The following is a 24,408-nucleotide window of genomic DNA, read 5'->3' as shown; positions in this document are numbered from 1 at the left end:
TGATTAGCGCGAAATCAGCACCTGAAATCCGTCAGATGAGCCACGGTTTCGCACGTAAGATGTGAAATAAGAGCCGACAACAGCTGCTGCGTCTGGATGATGTCCCGGCAGTCGGCAATCGACGCCGCGCAATGTCCATACCGTGTGGCGGGTCCCATGACAACAGTTGGGATCCCTGTACCGCTTACGTGCACCGCCCCGCCGTCGGTGCCACCGTTACTGAACATATCGAGCTGCAGGGAAATACCCGCGTCAGCGGCCACGCTTTCAACCCACGCCGTCAGCTTTGGTGGTGCAATCAGCGATTTATCGCTTAACACCAGCATCGGGCCTTTACCGAGCTGTCGGTGATTGGCCGCACTGTAATCAAAGTTTTTGGCCCAGCAGGCAGTATCCAGCACAAACGCCACATCCGGTGCGACAACGCGTGCAGCCGTTTGTCCTCCGCGCAGTCCCACTTCTTCACTGGAACTGGCCACCAGCCAGACCTCGCAAGGAAGTATGGCGTTATGCCATTCACGCAGTAGCGCCACCAGCAAATAACATCCAAGACGGTCATCAAAGGCTTTGCCCATGATTCGCTGGTGCGGCAAGACCTGAAAGGTTGTGTCGAATGTGACGCGATCGCCGGGGCGTACGCCGGCCTGGAGTACCTCATCATAAGATCGCGCGCCAATATCTACCCGCAGCGTATTGACCTCATTACCGCAGCGCTCTCCGTCGAGCAGACCGGGAATTTTACTCTCTTCACGGGTGGTGATCCGCACCGGCTGCAGTTGTCTGGCCGCCATACGCACATTTCCCACCGGCAATACATCGATCGCCCCTTCGCTGGAAATACTACGCACGATAAATCCCACTTCATCCATATGCGCGCAGATCATCACCTTCGGACCGGTTGATTCATTGAGACGGATCAGCACCGATCCCAGACCATCGAAGCGCACCTCTTTATTAAGACGATCCGCCTCCTCAAGCAGGCTCTGCCGCACTTCCTGTTCTGACGAGGCGATCGCGTCCGCCTCGCTCAGCGCCTTTAGTAACGATAAATCCATTACGCCTCTCCCGTGTGTAGCAATGTTTTCGCCATGGTATAGAGCACCTCGCCGCCGTCAGGCGTAACCAGCACAACATCTTCAATACGCACACCCCCCTGCCCCGGCAGATAAATACCCGGCTCAACGGTGAGCAGCATGCCAGCGACCAGAGGTGTTGTGTCGTCGGAGGAAAAACGTGGATTTTCATGCACTTCAATGCCGATAGCATGTCCGGTGTTGTGACCAAATGCATCGCCATAGCCCGCCTGGGTAATGACCCGCCTGGCTGCGGCGTCTACCTCATTGCATCGCGCACCTGGTCGAATTGCCGCCACCGCGGCACGCTGCGCCGCAAGGACAATCTGGTACACGGCAAACAGCGCGCTTTCTTCCGCTGGCTGGTTCGCATCGGGGATGCGAAAGGTTCGCGTCATATCCGAGCAATAACCCTGATACAGCGCGCCAAAATCCAGCGTGATGAACTCACCCACCTCAACACGTTTGTCGCTGGCTTTGCCGTGTGGCAGCGCACCGCGCCAGCCGCTGGCGACAATGGTGTCAAAAGAAGCTTTATCTGCGCCGAGCGTGCGCATAAACCACTCCAGTTCAGCGGCAATTTCGCGCTCACTGAGACCGGGTTGAATAAAGCGTCGTATATGTTCCGCGCTGAGGTCAGCTATCCGGCAGGCTTCGCGGATGCAGGCTATTTCCTGCGCCGTTTTCACCTGCCGGAGCACATCCGGTACGGCGCTCACCAGTCGGGCGCGCAGTTTGTCCGACCACGCGTTCGCCGTTTCCCAGCTTACTTGCTCACCTTCGAATCCCACCGTCTGCAGCTTTTCGTGCGCAATAATGTGATTCACCTGCGAAAATAGCGTCTGCGCTCCATCGAGCCGATGGATCTGATAGCCCTGAGTACGCGTGGCAATATCGGTGTAGTAACGGGCATCAACCAGGATATGCGCACTTTCATGGCTGATAAACACAAACCCTGAACTGCTGGAGATCCCCATATGCGGCTGTTTGTTCTGCCGTGATGACAACAGCATCGCGTCGAGTTGTTGCGCCGTTAACCAGTCGCGCAGTGAAGCAAGTAAGCTCATAGTTACAATCCTTTTAATCAGAGGCTTTCAATCAGCAACTTGCCTTTGCGATACATCAGATGGCGAAGGAACACCACCATCAGCGCCGTAATCACCGCACCTAACAGGATCCCCGCCATATAGACGCCGAGGTTAGTCACCAGCGGCCACGCCCAGATAGCGGATTCCGGGAACCACTGCACGGCCCCCAGCCAGACGGCAGCCGTCGACCCAACAATGGCGCCAACCATATAAGAAGGAATTGCGGTGATGGGGCTTTCCAGTGCAAACGGGATCGCCCCTTCGCTGATTCCCATAAATGCGAGGAACATTGCCGTTTTCCCCTGCGGGTAAAGCTGTGCGCTGAACAGGCGTTTGCCGGTTAAGCGACGGTCAATAAGCGTGGCCAGTCCGAGGCCAATCGGCGGAATGACAATCGCAATAGAGCGCGCGGTGACCGGCAGAACGTGATCGGTAGTAAAGCTGAAGGCGACAAAACCTGCGGCTTTATTAATCGGGCCGCCGAGGTCAATCGCCGTTGCCGCGGAAATCCCCATCGCGTACATCAGCGTGCCTTTCTCGCCAGCCGCCGTCAGCAAAGTACGGATCCCGCCGTTAATCCAGCCGCCAAACGGCGTTATCACGTAATACATCGCCAGCATGACGAAAATGGCGGAGAGAATGGGCAGTAAAAAGGTGGTTTTGAATGCCAGCAGGAAATCAGGCAGCTGGATTTTTTGGTTCATCCACTTCACCAGATACCCGGCGACAATCGAGATAATCAGCGCACCAATAAAGGTTGACGGAACCGGAGCACTGGTTACCCATTGCAGCGTTGATGGGTCAAAATTCAGTATTTGTGTCGGCTGAGTAGACATCAGCCCGCCAATGAACCCCGCCGGAAACGCCAGCTTGCCGCCGATGGAGTTGGCGACAAACGCGGCAAACATCGGAATAGCAAAACCAAACAGCACGCCGCCAAAAGATTGCGACAGCCAGGCAAACTTCAGTAATGAGAGATTAAAACCGGTAAATTTTCCGCTGTTCAGCGCATCCATGATGCCAGTGTCAGCAGGAATATCGAGCCAGCTATAGGCGATCAGTTGCGAGAAGGCGAGAATCACCCCGCCCATAATTAACGTCGGCACCATGCGTGAAATACCCGACATCACATGTTGCGGAAGTTCGCCCCAGAAGCTATTGCGGGAGGCCGGTGGATTTTTTATTGCCGCTGCCGCACCAGATGCGCCAGGCACAACGGTTGCACTGCGTTTTTTAATGGCCATATGTAATTCCCTGTCGATGATTATTGTTGTTCAGCGGCAACCATCTCTTCGATCTCTTTAATGATGCCGGCAGCATTTTTTATCGCGTCCTGTAGCGTAATTTCGTAGACATCACGCGACTCAAAACGCTCGTTATCTTCTGGAGTTACGGCAACTGAATGGATGATTAACGTCGCCTCAGCAATATCCTGCGCCGTCAGGCGATTTTGTATTCCGTCAGCACCCTGGGTTTCGATTTTCACTTCATAACCGGCTTCAACCGCGGCTTCTTCCAGCGCCTGAGCTGCCATAAAGGTGTGGGCCAGCCCCATTGGGCACGCGCAGACGGCAATTAATTTTTTACTCATAATCATTTCCTCGTAATAGTTAACGAGTGAAATTATGGTCCGAGGAAAGTAACAACCGTTATCAGACAAATAATGCTTTTACTGGACAAATAATCCAGCAATCAAGAAGTGTGACGAAGGTCGGAAAGGTGGGCGGCAGGCATAAAAAAACCGCGTGATTTACGCGGTTTTGCAGATTTCTGATTGAAGAATTAAAGAATATGGCCCAGCGTCTGACGCAAATGCGCACCTGCGCCAAGTAGTCCAGGATTATCGTGCACAATCAGGTACACCGGAATATCCTGCACGTAGGCTTTAAAACGGCCTTTATCTTCAAAACCACCGCGGAAGCCTGAAGCCTTAAAGAAGTCGAGGAAGCGCGGTACGATACCACCGGCGATGTACACACCGCCAAACGTCCCAAGGGTTAACGCCAGATCGCCACCAAAACGCCCCATAATGACGCAGAACAGCGACAGCGCCCGACGACAGTCAATGCAGGAATCTTCCAGCGCCCGTGCGGTGATATCCTTCGGCTGCAGATTTTCCGGCAACCGCCCGTCTGATTTGACGATGGCGCGATACAGATTCACCAGCCCCGGACCAGACAGCACACGTTCTGCGGAAACATGACCAATTTCGGCGCGCAGGACTTCAAGGATAATTCCTTCTTCTTCGCTGTTAGGCGCAAAATCTACATGACCGCCTTCACCGGGCAGGCTTACCCAGCGTTTGTCCACATGCACCAGATGCGCCACACCGAGCCCGGTTCCTGCGCCATAGACGGCTATCGGTTTACCTTCAACAGGTTCCGCGCCACCAAACTGGATCAAATGCTCTTTTTTCAGCATCGGGATCGCCATCGACACGGCGGTGAAATCATTGATGATTTCCAGATGGCTAAAGCCCAGATTTTTTTTCATCTCAGCAATAGAGAATGCCCAGGTATGGTTGGTCATTGCCACCCAGTCGCCAGTAATCGGACAGGCAATGGCAATGCAGCCATCTTCGACGCTGACGCTATGCTCATCCAGGTACACGCGCACCACGGCTTCCAGACTGGGGTAATCAAGCCCGGAATAGGTTTTTGCCTGCGAAATCTCGCCGCTGGCAATATCGCACAGAGCAAGACGCGCGTTGGTGCCGCCAACATCCCCTACTAAAGCATATTTTGTCATTCTTCCACTGCTCCGCTAAAGTCAGATTAAATCTTTGCCACACTGTAAATTCATGGGGACATAACAACAACGGTCTGAAGGCTGATGCCCGTGGAAAATCGATCCAGATCACACAATTACTTTATCGTTTCAGCACCATTTGCAGCGATGCCGTCAGGCATGCTGTGCAAACTATGTCTATGACTCTGTTTTAAGGAATAGAAAATGCTCCATCCGCGAGCCAGAACGATGCTCTTGCTATCAACCCCAGCGCTAATCATTGGCATAGCGTCCAGCCTGGTGTTGATCGTTGTGATGAAAGTGGCTTCCGTTTTACAGCAGTTTTTGTGGGAACGTCTGCCTGTTAGCATCGGTATAGCCCAAGACTCTCCGGTCTGGATTATCGGTATGCTGACGCTCACGGGGATCATGGTCGGGTTAGTTATCCGTTACAGCCATGGTCACGCAGGTCCGGATCCGGCCTGTGAACCGTTAATTGGTATGCCGGTGCCAACGTCAGCACTACCGGGCCTGCTGGCAGCGCTAATCCTTGGCCTCGCGGGTGGCGTCAGTCTGGGTCCGGAACACCCCATCATGACCGTAAATATCGCTCTGGCAGTGGCACTTGGTAGCCGCATGTTTCCCCGCATTGCGAAACTGGACTGGACCATTCTCGCCTCTGCCGGCACCATCGGCGCGCTATTTGGCACCCCCGTTGCCGCTGCGCTGATATTTTCGCAAACGCTGAATAGCTCAAACGATGTGCCCTTGTGGGATCGCCTGTTCGCGCCGTTAATGGCCGCGGCCGCGGGTTCGCTAACCACCAGCCTGTTTTTTCACCCCCATTTTTCACTGCCCATCGCGCACTACACGCAGATGCACTTGATCGATATCCTCAGCGGCGCGGTTGTTGCCGCAATCGCTATTGCTGCCGGAATGGTAGCCGTCTGGTGTCTGCCACGTTTGCACCATTTAATGCATCGATTAAAACACCCGGTACTGATCCTCGGGGCAGGCGGTTTTATCCTTGGAATTTTGGGTGTTATCGGCGGGCCGCTTACCTTGTTTAAGGGACTGGACGAAATGCAGCAGATGGCGTTTAGCCAAACGCTGGGGACATCGGATTATTTCATGCTCGCCGTAATTAAGCTGGCGGCGTTAGTAGTTGCGGCAGCGAGTGGTTTTCGCGGAGGACGAATCTTCCCGGCGGTATTCGTTGGTGTCGCCTTGGGTCTGATGCTGCACGCCCATGTTGAAGCGGTGCCGGCTGCCATCACGGTTTCTTGCTCTATCCTCGGGCTGGTGCTGGTCGTCACCCGCGACGCCTGGCTGAGCCTGTTTATGGCAGCAGTAGTGGTACCAGATTCCACCCTGCTGCCGCTGCTGTGCATCGTCATGCTGCCCGCCTGGCTGCTGCTGGCAGGCAAGCCGTTGATGGTCGCTGAACGCCCTGATAAATAGCTATCCGCCGTTGCGAGATTCCAGCGCACGGGTCACTGTGCGCAATAATTCAGGAAGATCAGCTTTCGGTAGCACCACCTCAATTAACGACAATCGTTGCGGATGGGACAGCCTGGCCAAAACTTCCTCCAGCTGTACCGCCTGCGTCACCCGCCAGCATTCCGCCTGACATTCACGACTAAACGCCTGCGGCACCAACGTCCAGCTCCAGGCGGCGATATCGTTATAGCGCTGATTTGCCCCGTGTATAGCCCGCTCCACGGTATAGCCGTCATTGTTGAGGAGTAAAATAACGGGTGATTGCCCGTCTCTGAGCATGGAGCCCAGCTCCTGAATGGTGAGCTGCGCCGCGCCATCGCCAATAATCAGGATCACCCGACGGTCCGGACAGGCCGTTTGCGCGCCGAATGCCGCCGGTAGCGCGTAGCCAATAGATCCCCACAACGGTTGAACCAGTACTTCCGCCCCGCAAGGTAATGAGAGCGCAGCCGCGCCAAAGGCGGCGGTTCCCTGATCGACGAGGATAATATCATTAGGCGCCAGATACTGCTGCACCGTATGCCAGAAGTTTTCCTGCGTCAGAGGCCCCTTCTCAACCTGAATGCGCGCAACTGGCGGACGTTCTGGCGGCAGTGAAAACGACATTTCCAGACACAGCTCCCGCAATGTGGTGACCGCCTGCTCCATCGGGATGTTAAACCAGCTGGTTCCAATCCGTGAGGCATGTGGCTGAACATCAATGGTGCGCTCCTGCGGTAGCTGTTGCGTAAACCCGGCGGTCAGGGTGTCGACAAATTGTGTGCCGACACAAAATATCGTGTCAGCATCTTCGATAGCCAGACGAACATAATCGCTACTGGCTCCGGCACTGTACGTGCCAACAAACGCCGGATGACGTTCATCGAACAGCCCTTTGCCCATCAACAACGTAGCGTGGGCCATCGGCGTTTCCGCCATCCAGCGCTGTAAAACCGGCTGCAGACCAAAACGTAGCGCGAGAAAGTCCGCGAGCAGCGCGACGCGCGGGCTGTCCAACAATCGTTCACGGGCATGGTAGCGAAACGCTTCTGCCACACTGCTCTCCGGCTCGCTCAGAGGAACAATCAGGATGTCATTCGGTGGTGTGGCGGGCTGTTTTGCCACATCAGCAGGTAACATCAGATAGCCCGGCCTGCGTTCGATGAGCATTGCTCGCAACACGCGGTCAATTTCATAACAGGCGTTTTGTTCATCCAGTACCGCGCTCGCCGTCGTCACCGCCTGCTGCATACGGTAAAAATGTTGAAAGTCACCATCACCCAGCGTGTGATGCATCAACTCCCCACGACGCTGTGCACCGCGACAGGGCGCGCCAACAATATGCAAAACAGGAACATATTCCGCATAACTTCCTGCAATACCGTTAATCGCACTTAACTCGCCCACACCAAACGTGGTGAGCAGCGCCCCTACCCCGGAGACCCGTGCATAGCCATCTGCCGCATAAGCCGCATTCAACTCGTTCGCACACCCGACCCAACATACGTTGGGATGTTCAATCACGTGGTCAAGAAACTGCAAATTATAATCGCCAGGCACACCAAATAGATGGCCGACGCCACAGCCTGCCAGCCTGTCCAGCAGATAATCAGCAACGGAATACGGGGTTTGCATGACAGCTATCCTTCTGACGGTAACCTCATGTTGAGTATCGAAGAACTGTGATGACTGTCCAGGAAAGTCGCTGTGAAGGGGTGGAAAGCAGGATTTACAGTTTTGGCGGTAAAAATTCATTGAAGAATAGACGGTGTAACCGTATACACTGAAAGACACATGCATTGTGGAAGGGGGTGACATGGTTTATCACGCAGATGAAAATCGTTATCAGACAATGGAGTACCGCCGCTGCGGTCAGAGCGGCCTTAAACTGCCGATTGTCTCGCTGGGTTTGTGGCACAATTTTGGCGATACCACACAGGTCGAAAACAGTCGGGCATTATTACAGCGCGCATTCGATCTGGGGATCAACCATTTTGATCTGGCAAATAACTATGGTCCACCGCCGGGTTCGGCAGAACGGAATTTTGGTCGGATCCTGCAGGAAGATTTTTTACCGTGGCGAGATGAGCTTATTATTTCCACTAAAGCGGGCTACACCATGTGGGAAGGTCCCTACGGTGACTGGGGTTCACGCAAATATCTGATTGCCAGTCTCGATCAAAGCCTGAAGCGCCTGGGACTGGAGTATGTCGATATTTTCTACCACCATCGCCCCGACCCTGAAACACCGCTCAAAGAAACCATGCGCGCACTGGATCACATCGTCCGTCAGGGCAAAGCCCTGTACGTCGGGTTGTCTAACTATCCAGCAGATCTTGCCAGACAGGCGATTGAAATACTCGACGATTTAGGTACGCCATGCCTTATTCACCAGCCCAAATATTCCATGTTTGAACGTTGGGTCGAAGGCGGTCTGCTGTCGTTGTTACAGGAAAAAGGCGTCGGCAGTATCGCCTTTTCACCGCTGGCAGGCGGGCAGTTAACCGACCGCTACCTGAACGGCATTCCTGCGGATTCTCGTGCGGCAAGCGGCAGCCGTTTCCTGAACCCGGATCAAATTACGCCAGAGAAACTGGAGAAGGTGCGGGCGCTGAATGCGCTGGCAGATCGACGCGGGCAAAAGCTTTCCCAGATGGCGCTGGCATGGGTGTTACGGGATGACAAAGTCACGTCAGTGCTGATTGGCGCGAGTAAAACGGCGCAGATTGAAGACGCTGTCGGCATGCTGGCAAACCGTCACTTTACGTCTGAAGAGTGCGCGGAGATTGATGCTATCCTGAGTTGATTGAAATAAAGACACATTTATTAACAAAAAGTGCTCTCACTTACGATTTAAGAGTTAAGGCGATGAAACGGGGCTTTACTGCCCCGTAATATTACGTTAACAGGCCGGCTACGGCTCGATCGTGAAGGAGAGAAAACATGTTCAGGTCACTGATTCTGGCGGCAGTCTTATTGGCTTTTACACCGCTGGCCGCGAACGCTGGCGAAATCACCCTGCTGCCATCAATAAAATTGCAAATTGGCGATCGCGATAACTACGGTAACTACTGGGATGGCGGTCGCTGGCGCGACCGGGATTACTGGCACAATAACTATGAGTGGCGTAAAAATCGCTGGTGGCGTCATGACAATGGCTATCATCGGGGCTGGGATAAACGCAAAGCTTATGAGCGCGGCTACCGTGAAGGCTGGAATGACCGTGACGACCACCGCGGTCGCGGGCGTGGTCACGGACACCACCATTAATGTAACAAAAGGGCCTGTGGGCCCTTTTGTTTTTACAAACCGAGTGCAGTTCCTACCAACAGCCAGATATTGAGCGTCACCACCAGCACAACAATCACCCAGCCTACCTGTTTTACCCATCGGGTATTCACCAAATCGCCCATCAGCTGACTGTTGCTGGTGAAAATCAACAGCGGCACCAGCGCCAGTGCAATACCAAAACTGAGCAACACCTGGCTCATCACCAGAATACGCGTTGGATCTAATCCCATCAGAATCACAATAAAGGATGGCATCATGGTGACCGTACGGCGAACCCAAAGCGGAATGTGAAAACGGATAAACCCTTGCATCACCACCTGCCCCGCCAGCGTACCGACCACGGTAGAGGAAAGTCCCGCAGCCACCAGGCTTAAACCGAACACTGTCGCCGCAGCGTGACTCAACAGCGGTTCAAGTGTCAGATACGCTTGATCGAGATCGGCAATACCGGTATGCCCGCTAAAATGAAATGCAGCGGCAGCCGTCGCCATCATCGCCAGATTGACAAATCCGGCAATCGTCATGGCGATAGCCACATCCCATTTCGTGGCCGCATAGCGCTGTTGACGTGTTCCGCCGTGCAGATGCTGGGTTAAGGAAGAGTGCAGATAAATGACATGCGGCATGATAGTCGCACCGAGCACGCCAGCGGCGAGGAACACCGCTTCGGAATTAGGTAGGCTCGGGATAACCATCCCCTTGCTAAGTTGCGCGAAGTTCGGCTGGGAAAAGATCAATTCCACAATGTAAGCCGCAGCCACAAACAGCAGCAAGCCGCCAATCACTTTTTCCAGCGGTTTTTGCCCGCGGCGCTGCAACATCAGAATCAAAAAAGTCGCGATACCGGTGAGCACGGCACCCTGCAATAACGACACGCCGAGGATCAACTTAAAGCCAATCGCGGCACCAATGAATTCAGCAAGGTCTGTCGCCATGGCGATAATTTCGGCCTGCACCCAGTAGAACCACACCACCGGACGAGGATAGTGATCGCGAATTTGCTCCGCCAGATTTTTACCCGTGGCAATGCCAAGCTTTGCCGATAGCACCTGGATCAGCATCGCCATCAGATTTGCCCAGACCACCACCCACAACAGTTTATAGCCAAAGCTGGCCCCTGCCTGGATGTTGGTGGCGAAGTTGCCCGGATCGATATAGCCGATCGCCGCGATGAACGCAGGTCCCATTAATGCGAGCTTCAACTTGCGCGCTGCCCGTCCACTGCTACTCTCAACGCGATCGTTAGTCATTTTAGTGCCTCAGAAACATAGCCTTTGCTATGTTTCAAGCTACGCCTATTGAGAATGATTATCAAATTCATTTTGATGGGTGAAGTTGATTTCTCTGATAGTGTTTGTCTATGGATCGATAAGGATTCTGGGAAAAACGGTAAGATGTTTAATTATTGTTATAGATTAGCACAATGACATAACTTTTCACTTCGATACTAAGCATAACGGAAGTGTATCACCGATCACTAATTTTGAATCTCGTCACAGGTCCTTATTATAGTGTGTGTTTGATCTCGTTTTCTTTATGGTTGTTACATAGAATGTGCACGAAAACTAAACCTGCCTCATATTTGGAGCAAATATGGACCGCGTCCTTCATTTTGTATTGGCATTGGCCGTTGTTGCGATCCTTGCGCTGCTGGTAAGCAGTGACCGTAAAAAGATTCGCATTCGTTATGTTATTCAACTGCTTGTTATTGAAGTGTTACTGGCGTGGTTCTTCCTGAACTCCAACGTCGGCCTGGGCTTCGTAAAAGGCTTCTCCGAAATGTTCGAAAAACTGCTCGGTTTTGCCAACGAGGGGACGAACTTCGTCTTCGGCAGCATGAATGATCAAGGCCTGGCATTTTTCTTCCTGAAAGTGCTGTGCCCTATCGTCTTTATCTCCGCCCTAATCGGTATCCTTCAGCATATCCGTGTGCTGCCGGTTATCATCCGCGCAATTGGTTACCTGCTTTCCAAAGTGAACGGTATGGGCAAGCTGGAATCCTTCAACGCCGTCAGCTCTCTGATCCTGGGTCAGTCCGAGAACTTTATCGCCTATAAAGATATTCTCGGCAAAATGTCTCGCAACCGTATGTACACCATGGCTGCAACGGCGATGTCTACCGTTTCCATGTCTATCGTCGGCGCGTACATGACCATGCTGGAGCCGAAGTACGTTGTTGCGGCGTTGGTACTGAACATGTTCAGCACCTTTATCGTGCTGTCGCTGATCAACCCTTACCGCGTTGATGCCAGCGAAGAAAATATCCAGATGTCTAACCTGCATGAAGGTCAGAGCTTCTTCGAAATGCTGGGTGAATACATCCTGGCGGGTTTCAAAGTGGCAATTATCGTTGCGGCGATGCTGATTGGTTTCATCGCGTTAATCGCTGCCCTGAACGCCCTGTTTGCCACCGTGACCGGCTGGTTTGGTTACAGCATCTCCTTCCAGGGCATCCTGGGTTACATCTTCTACCCGGTTGCATGGGTAATGGGTGTACCGTCCAGCGAAGCGCTGCAGGTGGGCAGTATCATGGCGACAAAACTGGTTTCCAACGAATTCGTTGCGATGATGGACCTGCAGAAAATCGCCTCTACGCTCTCTCCGCGCGCTGAAGGCATCATCTCTGTGTTCCTGGTCTCCTTCGCTAACTTCTCTTCTATCGGTATTATCGCCGGTGCGATTAAAGGTCTGAACGAAGAGCAAGGTAACGTAGTTTCCCGCTTTGGTCTGAAGCTGGTGTACGGCTCTACGCTGGTGAGCGTACTGTCTGCATCTATCGCGGCACTGGTGCTGTAAGCGTAAGACAACATCGTAGTGATGAGGCCGGGGAATTTCCCCGGCTTTTTTATGCCTGCTATTTAGCAGAGCAGAGAGATATCGGTAAGAATCGACAGGATGCAGAAACAAAAAACCCCCGCTTTTCAGCGAGGGTTTAAATTTTGGTGGAGCTAAGCGGGATCGAACCGCTGACCTCTTGCATGCCATGCAAGCGCTCTCCCAGCTGAGCTATAGCCCCACGATGCTTTTACGTATATACCAAATTTGTTGGGATAAAATTTGGTGGAGCTAAGCGGGATCGAACCGCTGACCTCTTGCATGCCATGCAAGCGCTCTCCCAGCTGAGCTATAGCCCCATTACGTAAAGCTTGTCGAGTTGACGGGCGGCATCATATGAATTCCCTTCGCGTGTGTCAACGGCAAAATTAACTCATAGAATTCAATCGCTGAAAAAGCAATCAAATGAAGAACATTGCGTAACAACTCGCATTCAGTAGTTAAACGCGTCACGGTTTCTACTAAAATGGTGCTATAAAATGAGCCACTAATTAACCCCAAGACTATTCAGGGAATCGTTATGTTCAAGGAACGGATGACGCCAGAAGAACTTGCTAATCTGACCGGATACAGCCGACAGACCATCAATAAATGGGTGCGCAAGGAGGGTTGGGCTACATCACCAAAACCAGGCGTACAGGGCGGTAAAGCGCGTCTGGTTCACGTCACCGAACAAGTTCGTGAATACATTCGCAGTGCTGAGCGTTCAGCCGAAGGTTTATCAGATAATTTATCGTTATCAGGCGATACCTCTATCGAAGCTCTACTGATTAGGCTCGCCAAAGAGATGACTCCGTCAGAACAGAAAATGTTTACGTCACTGATCCTGCGTGAAGGCATTACGGGTTTATTACAACGCTTAGGGATCCGCGACAACAAATAATATGAAAAAATTACGCAGCAAAATGACGACCGAAGAACTGGCGGACTGTCTCGGAGTTGCCAAACAAACCGTCAATCGTTGGATCAGAGAACAAAACTGGACCACCGAAAAGTTTCCCGGCGTTAAAGGGGGTCGTGCAAGGCTGATTCATATCGACTCCAGCGTCCGCACGTTTCTGCTCAATATTCCGGCTTTTCGCAAAGTACCTGAAATTTATCAGGCAGAGGAACCGTTGGCAGAATACAACCACGTGGTGCGTAGCCACGCCTGTCGCCAAATAATTAGCGCACTGGACAACATGTCCCCAACGGAACAAGAAAAGCTGGCAATGTATATTTCTCGCGAAGGTATTCGCACTTTCCTTACCCGTCTGGGTATTGATGAGTCTGAATAACAGGCAAAAAAAACGGCAGGATGCGCTCCTGCCGTTGTTTCATCGCTCAACCGATCTTACTGCTGGCTTTCACGCTCAGCAATAAACGCCAGCGCTTTATTAATACGCTCAATGCTGCGGGATTTACCAATCGCATGCACTGTGACGTCTAACGCCGGAGACTGACCCGCACCGGTTACGGCTACGCGCAGCGGCATCCCAACTTTACCCATACCTACTTCCAGCTCATCAGCGGTCGCCTGAATCGCGTGGTGCACGTTTTCTGCCGTCCACTCGCTGATAGCAGCCAGTTTATCGCGAACCACTTCCAGCGGCTGACGTGCTACCGGACGCAGGTGTTTCTTCGCGGCGTCCGCGTCGAACTCAGCAAAATCTTCGTAGAAGTAACGGCAGCTCTGCGCCATCTCTTTCAGCGTTTTGCAGCGCTCACCCAGCAGTTTAACCAGCTCCGACAGCTGCGGGCCGACGCGAGTATCGATATTTTCCTGCTCAATGTGCCATTGCAGATGCGTTGCCACATATTCCGGTGCCAGCGCATTAATGTAGTGATGGTTCAGCCACTGCAGTTTTTCGGTGTTGAACGCACTGGCAGACTTGCTCACCGCACCAAGGGAGAACAATTTGATCATCTCTTCACGGGTGAAGATTTCCTGATCGCCGCTGGACCAGCCCAGACGCACCAGATAGTTCAGCAGCGCTTCCGGAAGGTAACCGTCGTCGCGATACTGCATAACGCTGACCGCACCGTGACGTTTAGAAAGTTTTTTACCATCGTCGCCGTTGATCATCGACACGTGTGCATAAACCGGTACCGGCGCATTCAGCGCTTTCAGGATGTTTATCTGACGCGGAGTGTTGTTGATATGGTCTTCACCACGAATAACGTGAGTGATTTCCATATCCCAGTCGTCGACCACCACACAGAAGTTGTAGGTCGGGGAACCGTCGGTACGGCGGATGATCAGATCGTCCAACTCCTGGTTGCTGAATTCGATCGGCCCACGGATCTGGTCATCAAAAATAACGGATCCATCCTGCGGGTTGGCAAAACGCACCACACATGGTTCATCAGCAGCATGATGTTCATGACCGTGGCGGCAGCGACCGTCGTAACGAGGTTTCTCACCGTTTGCCATCTGCTCTTCACGCAGCGCGTCCAGACGCTCTTTGGAGCAGTAGCATTTATACGCGGTACCGGCTTCCAGCATCTCATCAATCACGGCGTTGTAGCGATCAAAACGTTTGGTCTGGAAGTACGGGCCTTCATCCCATTCCAGATTCAGCCAGTTCATGCCATCCATAATGGCTTCAATAGCTTCCGGAGTGGAGCGTTCGAGATCGGTGTCTTCAATACGCAGCACAAACTCACCGTCATGGTTACGTGCAAAAAGCCAGGAATATAGAGCAGTACGCGCACCACCGACGTGCAGGTAACCTGTCGGGCTTGGCGCGAAGCGAGTTTTGATTTTCATGAAATGGCCTTACGTTTATAAAGATGCCGACAACCGGCAAATCCTGGGAAGATTATCAGGCTCGTATTCTATCACTGTGGTCTGATTCCTCAATGTTGTTCAGGTTGGAACATCACGCTTTGCCATTTTCGTATACAAATCATGCTGCATGGATTGATTTGCGATCGTTTTGTTTAAATTTACGACGAACGAACAAATTCTTTAGAAAATGCGTTGACTCATTTTCAACTCTCCCTATAATGCGACTCCACACAGCGGGGGTGATTAGCTCAGCTGGGAGAGCACCTCCCTTACAAGGAGGGGGTCGGCGGTTCGAACCCGTCATCACCCACCAACTACTTTATGTAGTCTCCGCCGTGTAGAGTAAGAAATTGAGAAGTGGGTGATTAGCTCAGCTGGGAGAGCACCTCCCTTACAAGGAGGGGGTCGGCGGTTCGATCCCGTCATCACCCACCACTTTCTCGCCAGCTGGATTTCTTACAATAAAATTGAAGTACCGAAGTGGGTGATTAGCTCAGCTGGGAGAGCACCTCCCTTACAAGGAGGGGGTCGGCGGTTCGATCCCGTCATCACCCACCACTTCGGGTCGTTAGCTCAGTTGGTAGAGCAGTTGACTTTTAATCAATTGGTCGCAGGTTCGAATCCTGCACGACCCACCAATGTAAAAAGGCGCCCTAAAGGCGCCTTTTTGCTATCTGCGATTTGTAAGATTCGAACCTGCGGCAGGTTCGGTGTTGAGCGCAGCGAAACAACGGAGCCGGTTACGGCGACGGCCCGAAGGGCGAGCGAAGCGAGTCATCCTGCACGACCCACCAATGTAAAAAAGCGCCCTAAAGGCGCCTTTTTGCTATCTGCGATTTGTAAAATTCGAACCTGCGGCAGGTTCGGTGTTGAGCGCAGCGAAACAACGGAGCCGGTTACGGCGACGGCCCGAAGGGCGAGCGAAGCGAGTCATCCTGCACGACCCACCAATGCAAAAAGGGCGCTGGCGGCGCCTTTTTGCTATCTGCGATTTATACACTTGCCTGATGCGTACGCTTATCAGGCCTACAGACGATACCGCACACGTAGGCCGGATAAGACATTAGTCGCCATCCGGCACAGACGTCATACTGTCAATGCCGCTACCAGTTTCTCCAGCGCGGGTGTCGCCTGCTGTTGGTCATACACAATATACAAATCCGCCGGAATACGTTCCTCTAACGGTCGAAATACCACTCCAGGCCAGTTCATCTGGGCGTAGCTATCGGCAATCAGTGTAATCCCAATCCCCATGCTGATCATCGCCAGCACCGTTTGCGGCTCCCTCACCTCACGGATAATCATCGGGGAAAATCCAGCGCTCAGGCAAACTCGCTGCAAAAATGCCCAGTCGGTATGAATGGAGGGCATCGTGACAAAATATTCATTTCTCAACGCTTCCAGCGGTACGGATTCACAGGCGGTAAGAGCATGTTCTTCTGGTATGGCCACTAAAAATGAGGACTCATGTAAGCGCAGGCTGGTAAATCCGGGAGAGGGTTCAGTAGCCATGCGCCAAATCCCCGCATCCAGTTCACGTCTTTCCAGCATCGTCATCTGCATTGCGGGCATGTTCTCGCGAAACTGCACCTCGACGTTGGGATTTTCCTTCAGAAAACGCCGCATCACCGGACGCATTTTTCCCCACATTGCGGTACCAATGACGCCTAGCTCAATTCGCCCTGCCTCACCGCGACCAATCTGTTCCACTCGTGCCAGCGCCTGATTAGCACTGGATAACAGTCTGCGCGATTCTTCCATCAAAATTTTTCCGGCGTGGGTTAACGCCACGCTGCGGGAATGACGGATAAATAGCAACGTGCCGAGCTGTTGTTCCAGCTCTTTAATATGTGTACTGAGGGGCGGTTGCGACATATTCAGGCGAGCAGCAGCGCGTCCAAAATGCAGTTCTTCTGCGACGGCAAGAAAATAACGCAGTAACTTCAGATCGATGCGGTGCGTGCGTTCCATGGATAATGCGCTCCTGAGTGAAGATTAATGCGCAAAGTTACCACATTGCATCGCAGAAAATGAAACGGCGGGTATCAGAACCCGCCGCTAAAGGAGCATTAATGTGCCAGTGATTTCTGCGCCAGTCGTTCAGGCTCATGCTTATATTTAAAGAACAATGCAAAGATAACCGCCAGGACCAGCGCGTAAGCGGCAAACACCAGCCAGATAGTTTGCCAATCCTTGACGCCATCGACAGAAAAATAGTCCACCGCCATCCCGCTCAGGATTGAACCCACCCACGCGCCAATGCCATTTACCATCGTCATAAACAACCCTTGGGCGCTGGCGCGAATGCTTGAGTCAACTTCCTGCTCGACAAATACCGATCCGGAGATGTTGAAGAAATCAAACGCGCAGCCGTAAACGATCATCGACATCAGCAGTAGCACAAAGCCAAACGGAGACGGATCGCCAAAGGCAAAGAAGCCAAAGCGCAGCGTCCACGCCAGCATACTCATCAGCATCACTGTTTTAATGCCAAAGCGTTTAAGGAAGAATGGAATAGTGAGGATAAAACCCACTTCCGCCATCTGCGAAACTGACAACAAAATGGAGGGATATTTCACCACAAAGCTGTTGGCAAACTCAGGGTTACGGGCAAAATCATGCAGGAACGGATTGCCAAAGACGTTGGTGATTTGCAGCACCGCCCCCAGCATCATGGCAAACAAAAAGAAAATTGCCATACGCGGATTTTTAAACAAAACAAACGCATCCAGCCCCAGTTTACTGGCCAACGTGGCGGACTCTTTTTTCTCCGCAACCGGTATTTTTGGTAACGTCAGCGCATACAGAGCCAGCAGCAGCGATGCGCCTGAAGCGATATAAAGCTGTGCGCTGCTCAGTTCCAGTCCCATTAAGCTGACCGTCCACATCGCCACAATAAAACCTATCGTGCCAAATACACGAATTGGCGGGAACGCGGTGGTCGGATCCTGACCCGATTGTGCAAGGCATGAATATGAGACGCTGTTCGATAACGCAATCGTCGGCATATACGCCATCGCGTTAACCAACATTACCCAGAACATGGTCTGTGGATCGGTAACGGTTGTGGCGTACAGCAACACGCCAGCACACACCAGATGGCACAGCATATAAGCGCGCTCGGCACGCAGCCACTTATCGGCGATGATCCCCATAATGCCCGGCATAATAATCGCTGCCAGCCCTTTCGAGCTGTAGACCATACCCACATTCGCGCCGGTAAAATCCAGGGTGTTAATCATGTAAGAACCCAGGGTTACCAGCCAGCTTCCCCAGATGAAATATTGCAAAAACGACATGAGCTTTAAGCGAGATGCGATACCCATTTTTCCGTTCCTTGCCATAAAGTAAGACCCCGCAAGCGGGGTCATGTTTTAATTATTCAGGCCAGTTTGCGCAAGAAGCCACAGATCAGATTGATGAAGTTCTGCCGGGAGAGTTCCGCTGCAGCCAACGTCTGTGCGTGAGATAACTTCACATCCCCCAAACCTTCAGCCAGGTTGGTGATGGCAGCCACCGCAACCACTTTCAGACCGCAGTGGCGCGCGGAGATAACTTCAGGCACTACCGACATCCCCACCACGTCGCCGCCAATAATTTGCATCATGCGGATTTCTGCCGCCGTTTCAAAGTTCGGTCCCGGATAAGAAACAAACACCCCTTCGCTCAGCGGAAACCCTTCTTCTGCGGCGACGGTTTGCAGGATCGCACGATAGTCAGCATCATAGGCATTCGCCAGCGAAAAGAATCGCTCACCAAAACGCTCATCGTTTAGTCCGACCAGTGGTGTACCTGGCATCGTATTAATGTGATCGCTAAGCGCAACGAGACTACCTGGTCCGACTTCGGGGCGCAAAGAACCTGCGGCATTAGTACAAAATAACAGTTCGCAGCCCAGCAGCTTCAGGGTGCGAATGGCGTCGGTCATCACCGTCATGCCGCGACCTTCATAAAAATGCCCACGCCCTTTCATACAAGCCACCGGAATACCCGCCAGATTTCCCAGCACCAGCTCACCGGCATGACCATGTACAGTACTGACAGGGAATCCCGGCAATTTTTCGTAAGAGATGGCCACTGCATCCTCGATTTGATCCGCCAGAGCACCGAGGCCAGAGCCAAGAATAAAGGCTACGCGCGGGGTGAAATCGGGTTTGTAACTACGAATGATGTCGGCGCTATACCAGGGATTTTGCGAGAAAAGAGAGTGACTCATGAGATATCCTTAATACTGAGTAGTCGAAAATAATGTCGCGTACCGCACTGTTATAGCGAGACTACGCAATCGATTACCAATACCGTTTATCCCGACAACCGATAGTAAATCGGTATCGATGAGTCGCCCTAAACCAGCCTGAAATCACATTTTTTTCGGGCCAGAAATGGCACAGGAATAGAGATACATGAAGATTTGGAACTTTTATTATTAAACTCCGCTCCGCCATATTGTAACTGAAGTTCTGTTCACTAATGCCGATACTCATGTTTTATGGCGTGAGGAATCCGTATGACAACGATTAACGTTTCCACCCCAACTGTTCAAAGCAGTAGTGGTGGTGGAAAAGCCCCAGCCGGGAATGACATCTCCGCTCAGATTGCACAAGTCACCCAAAAGATAACCAAGCTAACTCAGCAGCTCAAAGATATTCCCAATAGTAGTGGCAGTGTTGAGCAGAAGCGCGAACAGCAGGAGCTTATTCAGACACAAATCAAGATGTTACAAGCACAGCTGGCTCAACTGTTGCGACGGCAGGCCGAGGAGTCACAGCAAAAGCAAAGCGCCGATCAGAGAAAAGCTGAGGGCATCAACACGGCTTCCGACCAACATCAGGTCGATATTTATATCTGATACAACGGATCACGGGCACGACCAGCGGTTAATTCACTGGCCTGCATACGCACCACGTCCCACAGCGCCTGAGCCGCGGTTGATAAAGAGCGGTTTTTACGTCGAGCCAGCATCAGTTGCCGTTCAACTACCGGCGTCAGGCGCTTAACCTGCAAGTGACTGCCCTGTGGTAAGGGGAGCGCCAGTGCGGGCAGTACGCTGATGCCAATCCCCGCCTCCACCATCGGGAACAGCGTGGCGGGATGACCAATCTCCTGAACGATGTTGGCATCAATGGAAAAATGGGCCAACGCCGCATCGATCAGCGGTCGACTACCGGAAGCGTAATCCTGTAACACCAAACGTTCGTGATACAAATCCTGCCAGTTCACCCACTCACGTTGGGCTAACGGATGATCCTGGCGACACAGCAGCAGGAACGGTTCGGACAGTACGGCTTCACACTGCAGATCGGTCACGGCACCAGGATCTATCACAATGCCAAAATCGACTTCTCCCTGGCGAATACTTTCCAGCACCCACTGCTGGGGCCTGTCGTGCAGCACAAAATCGATCGCAGGATAAAGCTCATTACTCTGGGCAATACACTGTGGAATAAGGTGAGCAGAGATTGTCTGGCTGGCGGCAACACGCACCGTTCCGGTTAACTGTGTCCCCACCTGGCCTGCTTCACGCAGCGTGCTGTGCAGTTCATCCAGAATACGTTCCAGGCGCGCCGCCAACTGGTGCCCCGCTTCCGTCAGCACCACTTCCCGCGTTGTTCTATCTAACAACCGCACACCCGTCTGCCCTTCAAGCTCTTTAACGCTGTGGCTGACCGCAGACTGGCTTAAGCCAATGATATCCCCCGCCCGGCTAAAACTTTTGGCCTGGGCGACGGTAACAAAGATACGCAACTGACGCAGAGAGTAATTCATCTATTCGATTCATATATGGATGCAATAAATCAATTTTATTTCTCAAATGGAAAAACGCAAAATGTTGCTACTGAATTTCAGGAGCTTTTATGAAACTTTTTCGTATCCTTGATCCGTTCACGATTACGTTGATTACGGTCGTATTACTGGCGTCCTTTTTCCCGGCCGAAGGTGGCTTTGTGCCTTTCTTTGAAGGCTTAACTACCGCTGCCATTGCCCTGCTGTTTTTTATGCACGGGGCCAAGCTCTCTCGTGAGGCAATTATTGCCGGCGGTAGTCACTGGCGTTTGCATCTGTGGGTGATGTGCAGCACGTTTGTTGTTTTCCCGGTGCTGGGCGTTCTGTTCGCCTGGTGGGCACCAGTTAATGTTGATCCGATGCTGTACACCGGTTTTCTGTACCTGTGTATTTTGCCAGCCACGGTGCAGTCGGCAATCGCCTTTACGTCGCTGGCGGGGGGTAATGTTGCCGCCGCCGTGTGTTCCGCTTCGGCCTCCAGCCTGCTGGGTATTTTTCTCTCACCGTTGCTGGTTGGCCTGGTAATGAATATGCATGGCGCAGAAGGCAGCCTGGAGCAGGTGGGGAAAATCATGCTGCAGCTGCTGCTGCCGTTCGTACTGGGACATCTTTCGCGTCCGTGGATTGGTAACTGGGTGTCCCGACATAAAAAATGGATTGCAAAAACGGATCAATCATCCATTTTACTGGTGGTTTACTCCGCCTTCAGTGAAGCCGTGGTTAATGGGATCTGGCACAAAGTGGGGATTGGCTCACTGCTGTTTATCGTAGTGGTCAGCATCGTATTGCTGGCAATTGTGATTGGCATCAACGTCTTTGTTGCGCGTAAATGCGGCTTCAACAAAGCCGATGAGATCACCATTGTCTTTTGCGGATCGAAAAAGAGCCTGGCGAATGGGATCCCAATGGCAAATATTCTGTTCCCGACGTCAGTGATAGGAATGATGGTGCTGCCGCTGATGATCTTCCATCAAATTCAACTGATGGTTTGTGCGGTGCTGGCACGTCGCTACAAGCAACAGACGGACGCATTGCAGGCGCAGCAGAAAAGCCGCGCCGCAAAGGCTTAAAGCGGGCGTTTCAGGGGCTGCACCAGTTGCGTCAGCCCTTCAGTTTTAATCAGCAGCGTGATTTGCATCAGTTCGCCGAGCTTGCCCGGCGGGAATTCATCCTTACGGGCAAACCACAGCAGATACTCTTCCGGTACATCAATCAGCCGACGCCCTTTATATTTGCCAAAGGGCATCACGGTATTGGCGATTTCAACCAGCTGCTCTTTTTCCATCTCAGGCACCCAGTAAGCGGATCATTTCAGCTTCGTCGATCACTTCAATGCCCAACTCCTGCGCTTTTGCCAGTTTAGAGCCCGCCGCTTCCCCCGCAATCACTAGATCGGTTTTCTTCGACACGCTACCGGCCACTTTTGCCCCCAGCTCGGTCAGTCGTGCTTTGGCATCATCACGCGACATCAGGCTCAGGCTCCCGGTCAGCACCACCGTCTTACCCGCGAAGGGGCTGTCGATTTCTTCAGCGTTGATAACCACCGGCGCTGGCCAGTGAATCCCCTGCTCCAAAAGCTGGACGATCACCTCGCGGTTACTCTCTTCGGCAAAGAAATTAAACACGTGGGTCGCCACCACGATGCCGACATCCGGCACTTTTTGCAGCTCTTCAACAGAGGCGGCTTCCAGCGCCTCGAGCGTGCCGAAATATGCCGCCAGACCTGCAGCCGTCGCTTCGCCGACTTCACGAATACCCAGCGCATAGAGGAAACGGGCAAACGTGGTCTCTTTCGCTTTTTCCAGCGCATTTACTACGTTTTGCGCCGACTTCGGCCCCATGCGATCAAGACCGGTCAGCTTACCTGCGGTCAGCGTGAAGAGATCCGCTGGCGTATGGACATACTCTTTCTCGACCAGTTGATCGATAATTTTGTCGCCCATGCCGTCGACGTCCAGCGCACGGCGGGAAACGAAGTGTTTCAATGATTCCTTCCGCTGTGCCCCGCAGATTAAACCTCCGGTACAACGAGTGACCGCTTCGCCTTCCACACGCTCAACGTCAGAGTTGCATACCGGACAGTGGGTGGGAAACTCGATTTCGCGGGTATTGTCCGGGCGCTCGGAAAGCACGACGTTCACTACCTGCGGGATGACATCGCCCGCACGGCGAATGACGACTTTATCGCCAATACGCAAACCAAGACGCTCAATTTCATCCGCATTGTGCAAGGTGGCGTTACTGACCAACACCCCGGCAACCTGAACTGGCTCAAGGCGGGCGACAGGCGTAATCGCCCCTGTACGTCCAACCTGAAACTCAACATCGCGGACAAAGGTCATCTGCTCCTGCGCCGGGAACTTAAAGGCCACCGCCCAACGCGGCGCGCGGGCAACAAAACCCAGTTGTTCCTGCAAGGCCATAGAGTTGACTTTGATCACCACACCATCGATATCGAATCCCAGCGTCGGTCGGTCTTCTTCAACCTTATGATAGTAAGCAAGTACTTCCTCCGGAGAGTCGCAAAGCGCCACTCTGTCGCTCACCGGCAATCCCCACTCTTTAAATTGCAGCAGACGGCCCAGATGGGTATCGGGCAACACACCACCTTCCAGCACACCAACGCCATAGCAGAAGAAAGTAAGCGGTCGCTTCGCAGTGATACGCGGATCGAGCTGGCGTAATGACCCAGCCGCCGCATTACGCGGGTTAGCAAACACTTTGTTGCCAGTACGGCGGGCCTCTTCGTTGATTTTTTCAAACCCGGCCTGCGGCAGGAACACCTCGCCGCGCACTTCCAGACGCGTCGGAATGTTATCGCCGCGCAGTTTTAACGGGATCGCACGAATGGTGCGCACGTTCGAGGTAATGTCTTCCCCGGTGGTGCCATCGCCGCGCGTTGCGGCGCTAACCAGCACGCCGTTTTCATAGAGAATACTCACCGCCAGCCCGTCAAGCTTCAGCTCACAGCACCAGGTTAGTTTGTCCGTACTCTTCAGCCGGTCCTGTACGCGCTTGTTAAAGGCGAGAAAACTCTCTTCATCAAACACGTTATCCAGCGACAGCATCGGCACTTCATGGCGAATCTGACTGAACGCCGTTAACGGGGCGGCGCCAACGCGTTGGGTTGGCGAGTCAGGGGTAATAAGGTCCGGATGCTGCGCTTCCAGCTCGCGGAGTTCGCGCAGCAGACGATCGTATTCCGCATCGGGAATTTCCGGCGCGTCCATCACATGGTAGAGATACTCATGATGGCGAAGCGTGGTTCGCAGTTCTGTCAGTTGTTGTTCGATTGATTCCATATCGCACCATCAATGATAAAAAACCCCCGACAGGCGGGGGTTTAGCAAGGAGATGTCAC

Annotated in this window: 22 protein-coding genes, 6 tRNA genes and 2 other RNA genes; 14 read left to right on the top strand and 16 right to left on the bottom strand. The window is 52.8% G+C overall.

Annotation, left to right across the window (positions count from 1 at the left end; all coding sequences use genetic code 11):
- Positions 1-14: 14 nt before the first annotated feature.
- The 5 genes from ypdE to glk form a co-directional block, all read right to left on the bottom strand.
- Positions 15-1,055, bottom strand: a complete 1,041-nt coding sequence (gene ypdE, locus GFB57_RS11530; RefSeq protein WP_003028248.1) for an aminopeptidase — start codon at positions 1,053-1,055, stop codon at positions 15-17.
- Positions 1,055-2,140, bottom strand: coding sequence for an aminopeptidase (ypdF, locus tag GFB57_RS11525; protein ID WP_003028250.1), 1,086 nt, complete (start codon positions 2,138-2,140; stop codon positions 1,055-1,057). Before ypdF ends, ypdE begins: the two co-directional genes overlap by 1 nt.
- Positions 2,141-2,157: 17 nt before the next feature.
- The gene (locus tag GFB57_RS11520; protein WP_003028252.1) at positions 2,158-3,405 is read right to left on the bottom strand and encodes a PTS fructose transporter subunit IIC; all 1,248 of its coding nucleotides are present in this window, start codon (positions 3,403-3,405) and stop codon (positions 2,158-2,160) included.
- Between the two features lie 20 nt (positions 3,406-3,425).
- Entirely contained in the window at positions 3,426-3,752 is a 327-nt protein-coding gene (locus GFB57_RS11515; RefSeq protein WP_003028254.1) for a fructose PTS transporter subunit IIB, read from the bottom strand.
- A gap of 191 nt (positions 3,753-3,943) precedes the next feature.
- Positions 3,944-4,909, bottom strand: a complete 966-nt coding sequence (gene glk / locus GFB57_RS11510; RefSeq protein WP_003028256.1) for a glucokinase — start codon at positions 4,907-4,909, stop codon at positions 3,944-3,946.
- Positions 4,910-5,113: 204 nt separating this feature from the next.
- Here glk and GFB57_RS11505 point away from each other — a divergent pair, with 204 nt between their 5' ends.
- A complete protein-coding gene (locus GFB57_RS11505) occupies positions 5,114-6,349 on the top strand; it encodes an ion channel protein (protein ID WP_003028258.1) in 1,236 nt (411 codons plus the stop codon).
- Here GFB57_RS11505 and GFB57_RS11500 read toward each other — a convergent pair whose 3' ends face one another.
- On the bottom strand, positions 6,350-8,002 hold the full coding sequence (locus GFB57_RS11500) for a thiamine pyrophosphate-binding protein (protein ID WP_003028261.1): 1,653 nt from the start codon (positions 8,000-8,002) through the stop codon (positions 6,350-6,352).
- A 181-nt stretch (positions 8,003-8,183) separates the two neighbouring features.
- On the opposite strand from GFB57_RS11500, the gene mgrA reads away from it, so the two are divergent.
- Positions 8,184-9,173 (top strand): L-glyceraldehyde 3-phosphate reductase, encoded by a 990-nt coding sequence (mgrA, locus tag GFB57_RS11495; protein WP_003028263.1) that lies wholly within the window; start codon positions 8,184-8,186, stop codon positions 9,171-9,173.
- Between the two features lie 137 nt (positions 9,174-9,310).
- Entirely contained in the window at positions 9,311-9,637 is a 327-nt protein-coding gene (ypeC, locus tag GFB57_RS11490; protein WP_003028268.1) for a DUF2502 domain-containing protein YpeC, read from the top strand.
- A gap of 32 nt (positions 9,638-9,669) precedes the next feature.
- Here ypeC and GFB57_RS11485 read toward each other — a convergent pair whose 3' ends face one another.
- Positions 9,670-10,908, bottom strand: a complete 1,239-nt coding sequence (locus GFB57_RS11485) for an Nramp family divalent metal transporter (protein ID WP_003028272.1) — start codon at positions 10,906-10,908, stop codon at positions 9,670-9,672.
- A 343-nt stretch (positions 10,909-11,251) separates the two neighbouring features.
- Between GFB57_RS11485 and nupC the strand changes: the two genes are divergently transcribed.
- Positions 11,252-12,454 (top strand): nucleoside permease NupC, encoded by a 1,203-nt coding sequence (gene nupC / locus GFB57_RS11480; protein WP_003028275.1) that lies wholly within the window; start codon positions 11,252-11,254, stop codon positions 12,452-12,454.
- Between the two features lie 144 nt (positions 12,455-12,598).
- On the opposite strand, the gene GFB57_RS11475 is transcribed toward nupC, so the two are convergent.
- Both GFB57_RS11475 and GFB57_RS11470 read right to left on the bottom strand, forming a co-directional pair.
- Positions 12,599-12,674 (bottom strand) — tRNA-Ala (locus GFB57_RS11475).
- Between the two features lie 42 nt (positions 12,675-12,716).
- Positions 12,717-12,792 (bottom strand) — tRNA-Ala (locus GFB57_RS11470).
- Between the two features lie 221 nt (positions 12,793-13,013).
- On the opposite strand from GFB57_RS11470, the gene GFB57_RS11465 reads away from it, so the two are divergent.
- On the top strand, positions 13,014-13,376 hold the full coding sequence (locus tag GFB57_RS11465; RefSeq protein ID WP_003028277.1) for a YfeC-like transcriptional regulator: 363 nt from the start codon (positions 13,014-13,016) through the stop codon (positions 13,374-13,376).
- A gap of 1 nt (position 13,377) precedes the next feature.
- On the top strand, positions 13,378-13,770 hold the full coding sequence (locus GFB57_RS11460) for a YfeC-like transcriptional regulator (RefSeq protein ID WP_003028279.1): 393 nt from the start codon (positions 13,378-13,380) through the stop codon (positions 13,768-13,770).
- Between the two features lie 56 nt (positions 13,771-13,826).
- Here the strand turns inward: GFB57_RS11460 and gltX are convergent, their stop codons facing one another.
- Positions 13,827-15,242, bottom strand: a complete 1,416-nt coding sequence (gene gltX / locus GFB57_RS11455; protein ID WP_003028281.1) for a glutamate--tRNA ligase — start codon at positions 15,240-15,242, stop codon at positions 13,827-13,829.
- 258 nt (positions 15,243-15,500) lie between these two features.
- On the opposite strand from gltX, the gene GFB57_RS11450 reads away from it, so the two are divergent.
- The 6 genes from GFB57_RS11450 to GFB57_RS11425 all read left to right on the top strand — a co-directional run bounded on the left by GFB57_RS11450 (position 15,501) and on the right by GFB57_RS11425 (position 16,213).
- Positions 15,501-15,576 (top strand) — tRNA-Val (locus GFB57_RS11450).
- A gap of 46 nt (positions 15,577-15,622) precedes the next feature.
- A tRNA-Val gene (locus GFB57_RS11445) sits at positions 15,623-15,698 on the top strand.
- A gap of 47 nt (positions 15,699-15,745) precedes the next feature.
- Positions 15,746-15,821 (top strand) — tRNA-Val (locus GFB57_RS11440).
- Between the two features lie 4 nt (positions 15,822-15,825).
- A tRNA-Lys gene (locus GFB57_RS11435) sits at positions 15,826-15,901 on the top strand.
- Positions 15,902-15,930: 29 nt separating this feature from the next.
- A non-coding RNA gene (locus tag GFB57_RS11430) (RtT sRNA) lies at positions 15,931-16,057 on the top strand.
- 29 nt (positions 16,058-16,086) lie between these two features.
- Positions 16,087-16,213: non-coding RNA, RtT sRNA (locus GFB57_RS11425), on the top strand.
- Positions 16,214-16,349: 136 nt separating this feature from the next.
- Here the strand turns inward: GFB57_RS11425 and GFB57_RS11420 are convergent.
- The 3 genes from GFB57_RS11420 to xapA all read right to left on the bottom strand — a co-directional run bounded on the left by GFB57_RS11420 (position 16,350) and on the right by xapA (position 19,479).
- The gene (locus tag GFB57_RS11420; RefSeq protein ID WP_003038118.1) at positions 16,350-17,234 is read right to left on the bottom strand and encodes a LysR family transcriptional regulator; all 885 of its coding nucleotides are present in this window, start codon (positions 17,232-17,234) and stop codon (positions 16,350-16,352) included.
- 98 nt (positions 17,235-17,332) lie between these two features.
- On the bottom strand, positions 17,333-18,589 hold the full coding sequence (locus GFB57_RS11415) for a nucleoside permease (protein WP_003038115.1): 1,257 nt from the start codon (positions 18,587-18,589) through the stop codon (positions 17,333-17,335).
- Positions 18,590-18,645: 56 nt separating this feature from the next.
- On the bottom strand, positions 18,646-19,479 hold the full coding sequence (gene xapA / locus GFB57_RS11410; RefSeq protein WP_003038112.1) for a xanthosine phosphorylase: 834 nt from the start codon (positions 19,477-19,479) through the stop codon (positions 18,646-18,648).
- Positions 19,480-19,770: 291 nt separating this feature from the next.
- On the opposite strand from xapA, the gene GFB57_RS11405 reads away from it, so the two are divergent.
- The gene (locus GFB57_RS11405) at positions 19,771-20,112 is read left to right on the top strand and encodes a FlxA-like family protein (protein WP_003038109.1); all 342 of its coding nucleotides are present in this window, start codon (positions 19,771-19,773) and stop codon (positions 20,110-20,112) included.
- Here the strand turns inward: GFB57_RS11405 and GFB57_RS11400 are convergent.
- On the bottom strand, positions 20,103-21,029 hold the full coding sequence (locus GFB57_RS11400; RefSeq protein WP_003038106.1) for a LysR family transcriptional regulator: 927 nt from the start codon (positions 21,027-21,029) through the stop codon (positions 20,103-20,105). The genes GFB57_RS11405 and GFB57_RS11400 overlap by 10 nt on opposite strands.
- An 89-nt stretch (positions 21,030-21,118) precedes the next feature.
- On the opposite strand from GFB57_RS11400, the gene GFB57_RS11395 reads away from it, so the two are divergent.
- Positions 21,119-22,117 (top strand): bile acid:sodium symporter family protein, encoded by a 999-nt coding sequence (locus GFB57_RS11395; protein ID WP_003038103.1) that lies wholly within the window; start codon positions 21,119-21,121, stop codon positions 22,115-22,117.
- On the opposite strand, the gene GFB57_RS11390 is transcribed toward GFB57_RS11395, so the two are convergent.
- The gene (locus GFB57_RS11390; RefSeq protein ID WP_003038102.1) at positions 22,114-22,332 is read right to left on the bottom strand and encodes a DUF3820 family protein; all 219 of its coding nucleotides are present in this window, start codon (positions 22,330-22,332) and stop codon (positions 22,114-22,116) included. The two genes, GFB57_RS11395 and GFB57_RS11390, sit on opposite strands and share 4 nt — an antisense overlap.
- A gap of 1 nt (position 22,333) precedes the next feature.
- The gene (ligA, locus tag GFB57_RS11385) at positions 22,334-24,349 is read right to left on the bottom strand and encodes an NAD-dependent DNA ligase LigA (RefSeq protein ID WP_003038099.1); all 2,016 of its coding nucleotides are present in this window, start codon (positions 24,347-24,349) and stop codon (positions 22,334-22,336) included.
- Positions 24,350-24,408: the final 59 nt, after the last annotated feature.

The sequence above is a fragment of the Citrobacter sp. S39 genome, from assembly GCF_009495675.1.
Classification (GTDB): domain Bacteria; phylum Pseudomonadota; class Gammaproteobacteria; order Enterobacterales; family Enterobacteriaceae; genus Citrobacter; species Citrobacter freundii.
Note: the sequence above shows the minus strand (reverse complement) of the source record. Positions and strands in the feature narration are given on the sequence as shown.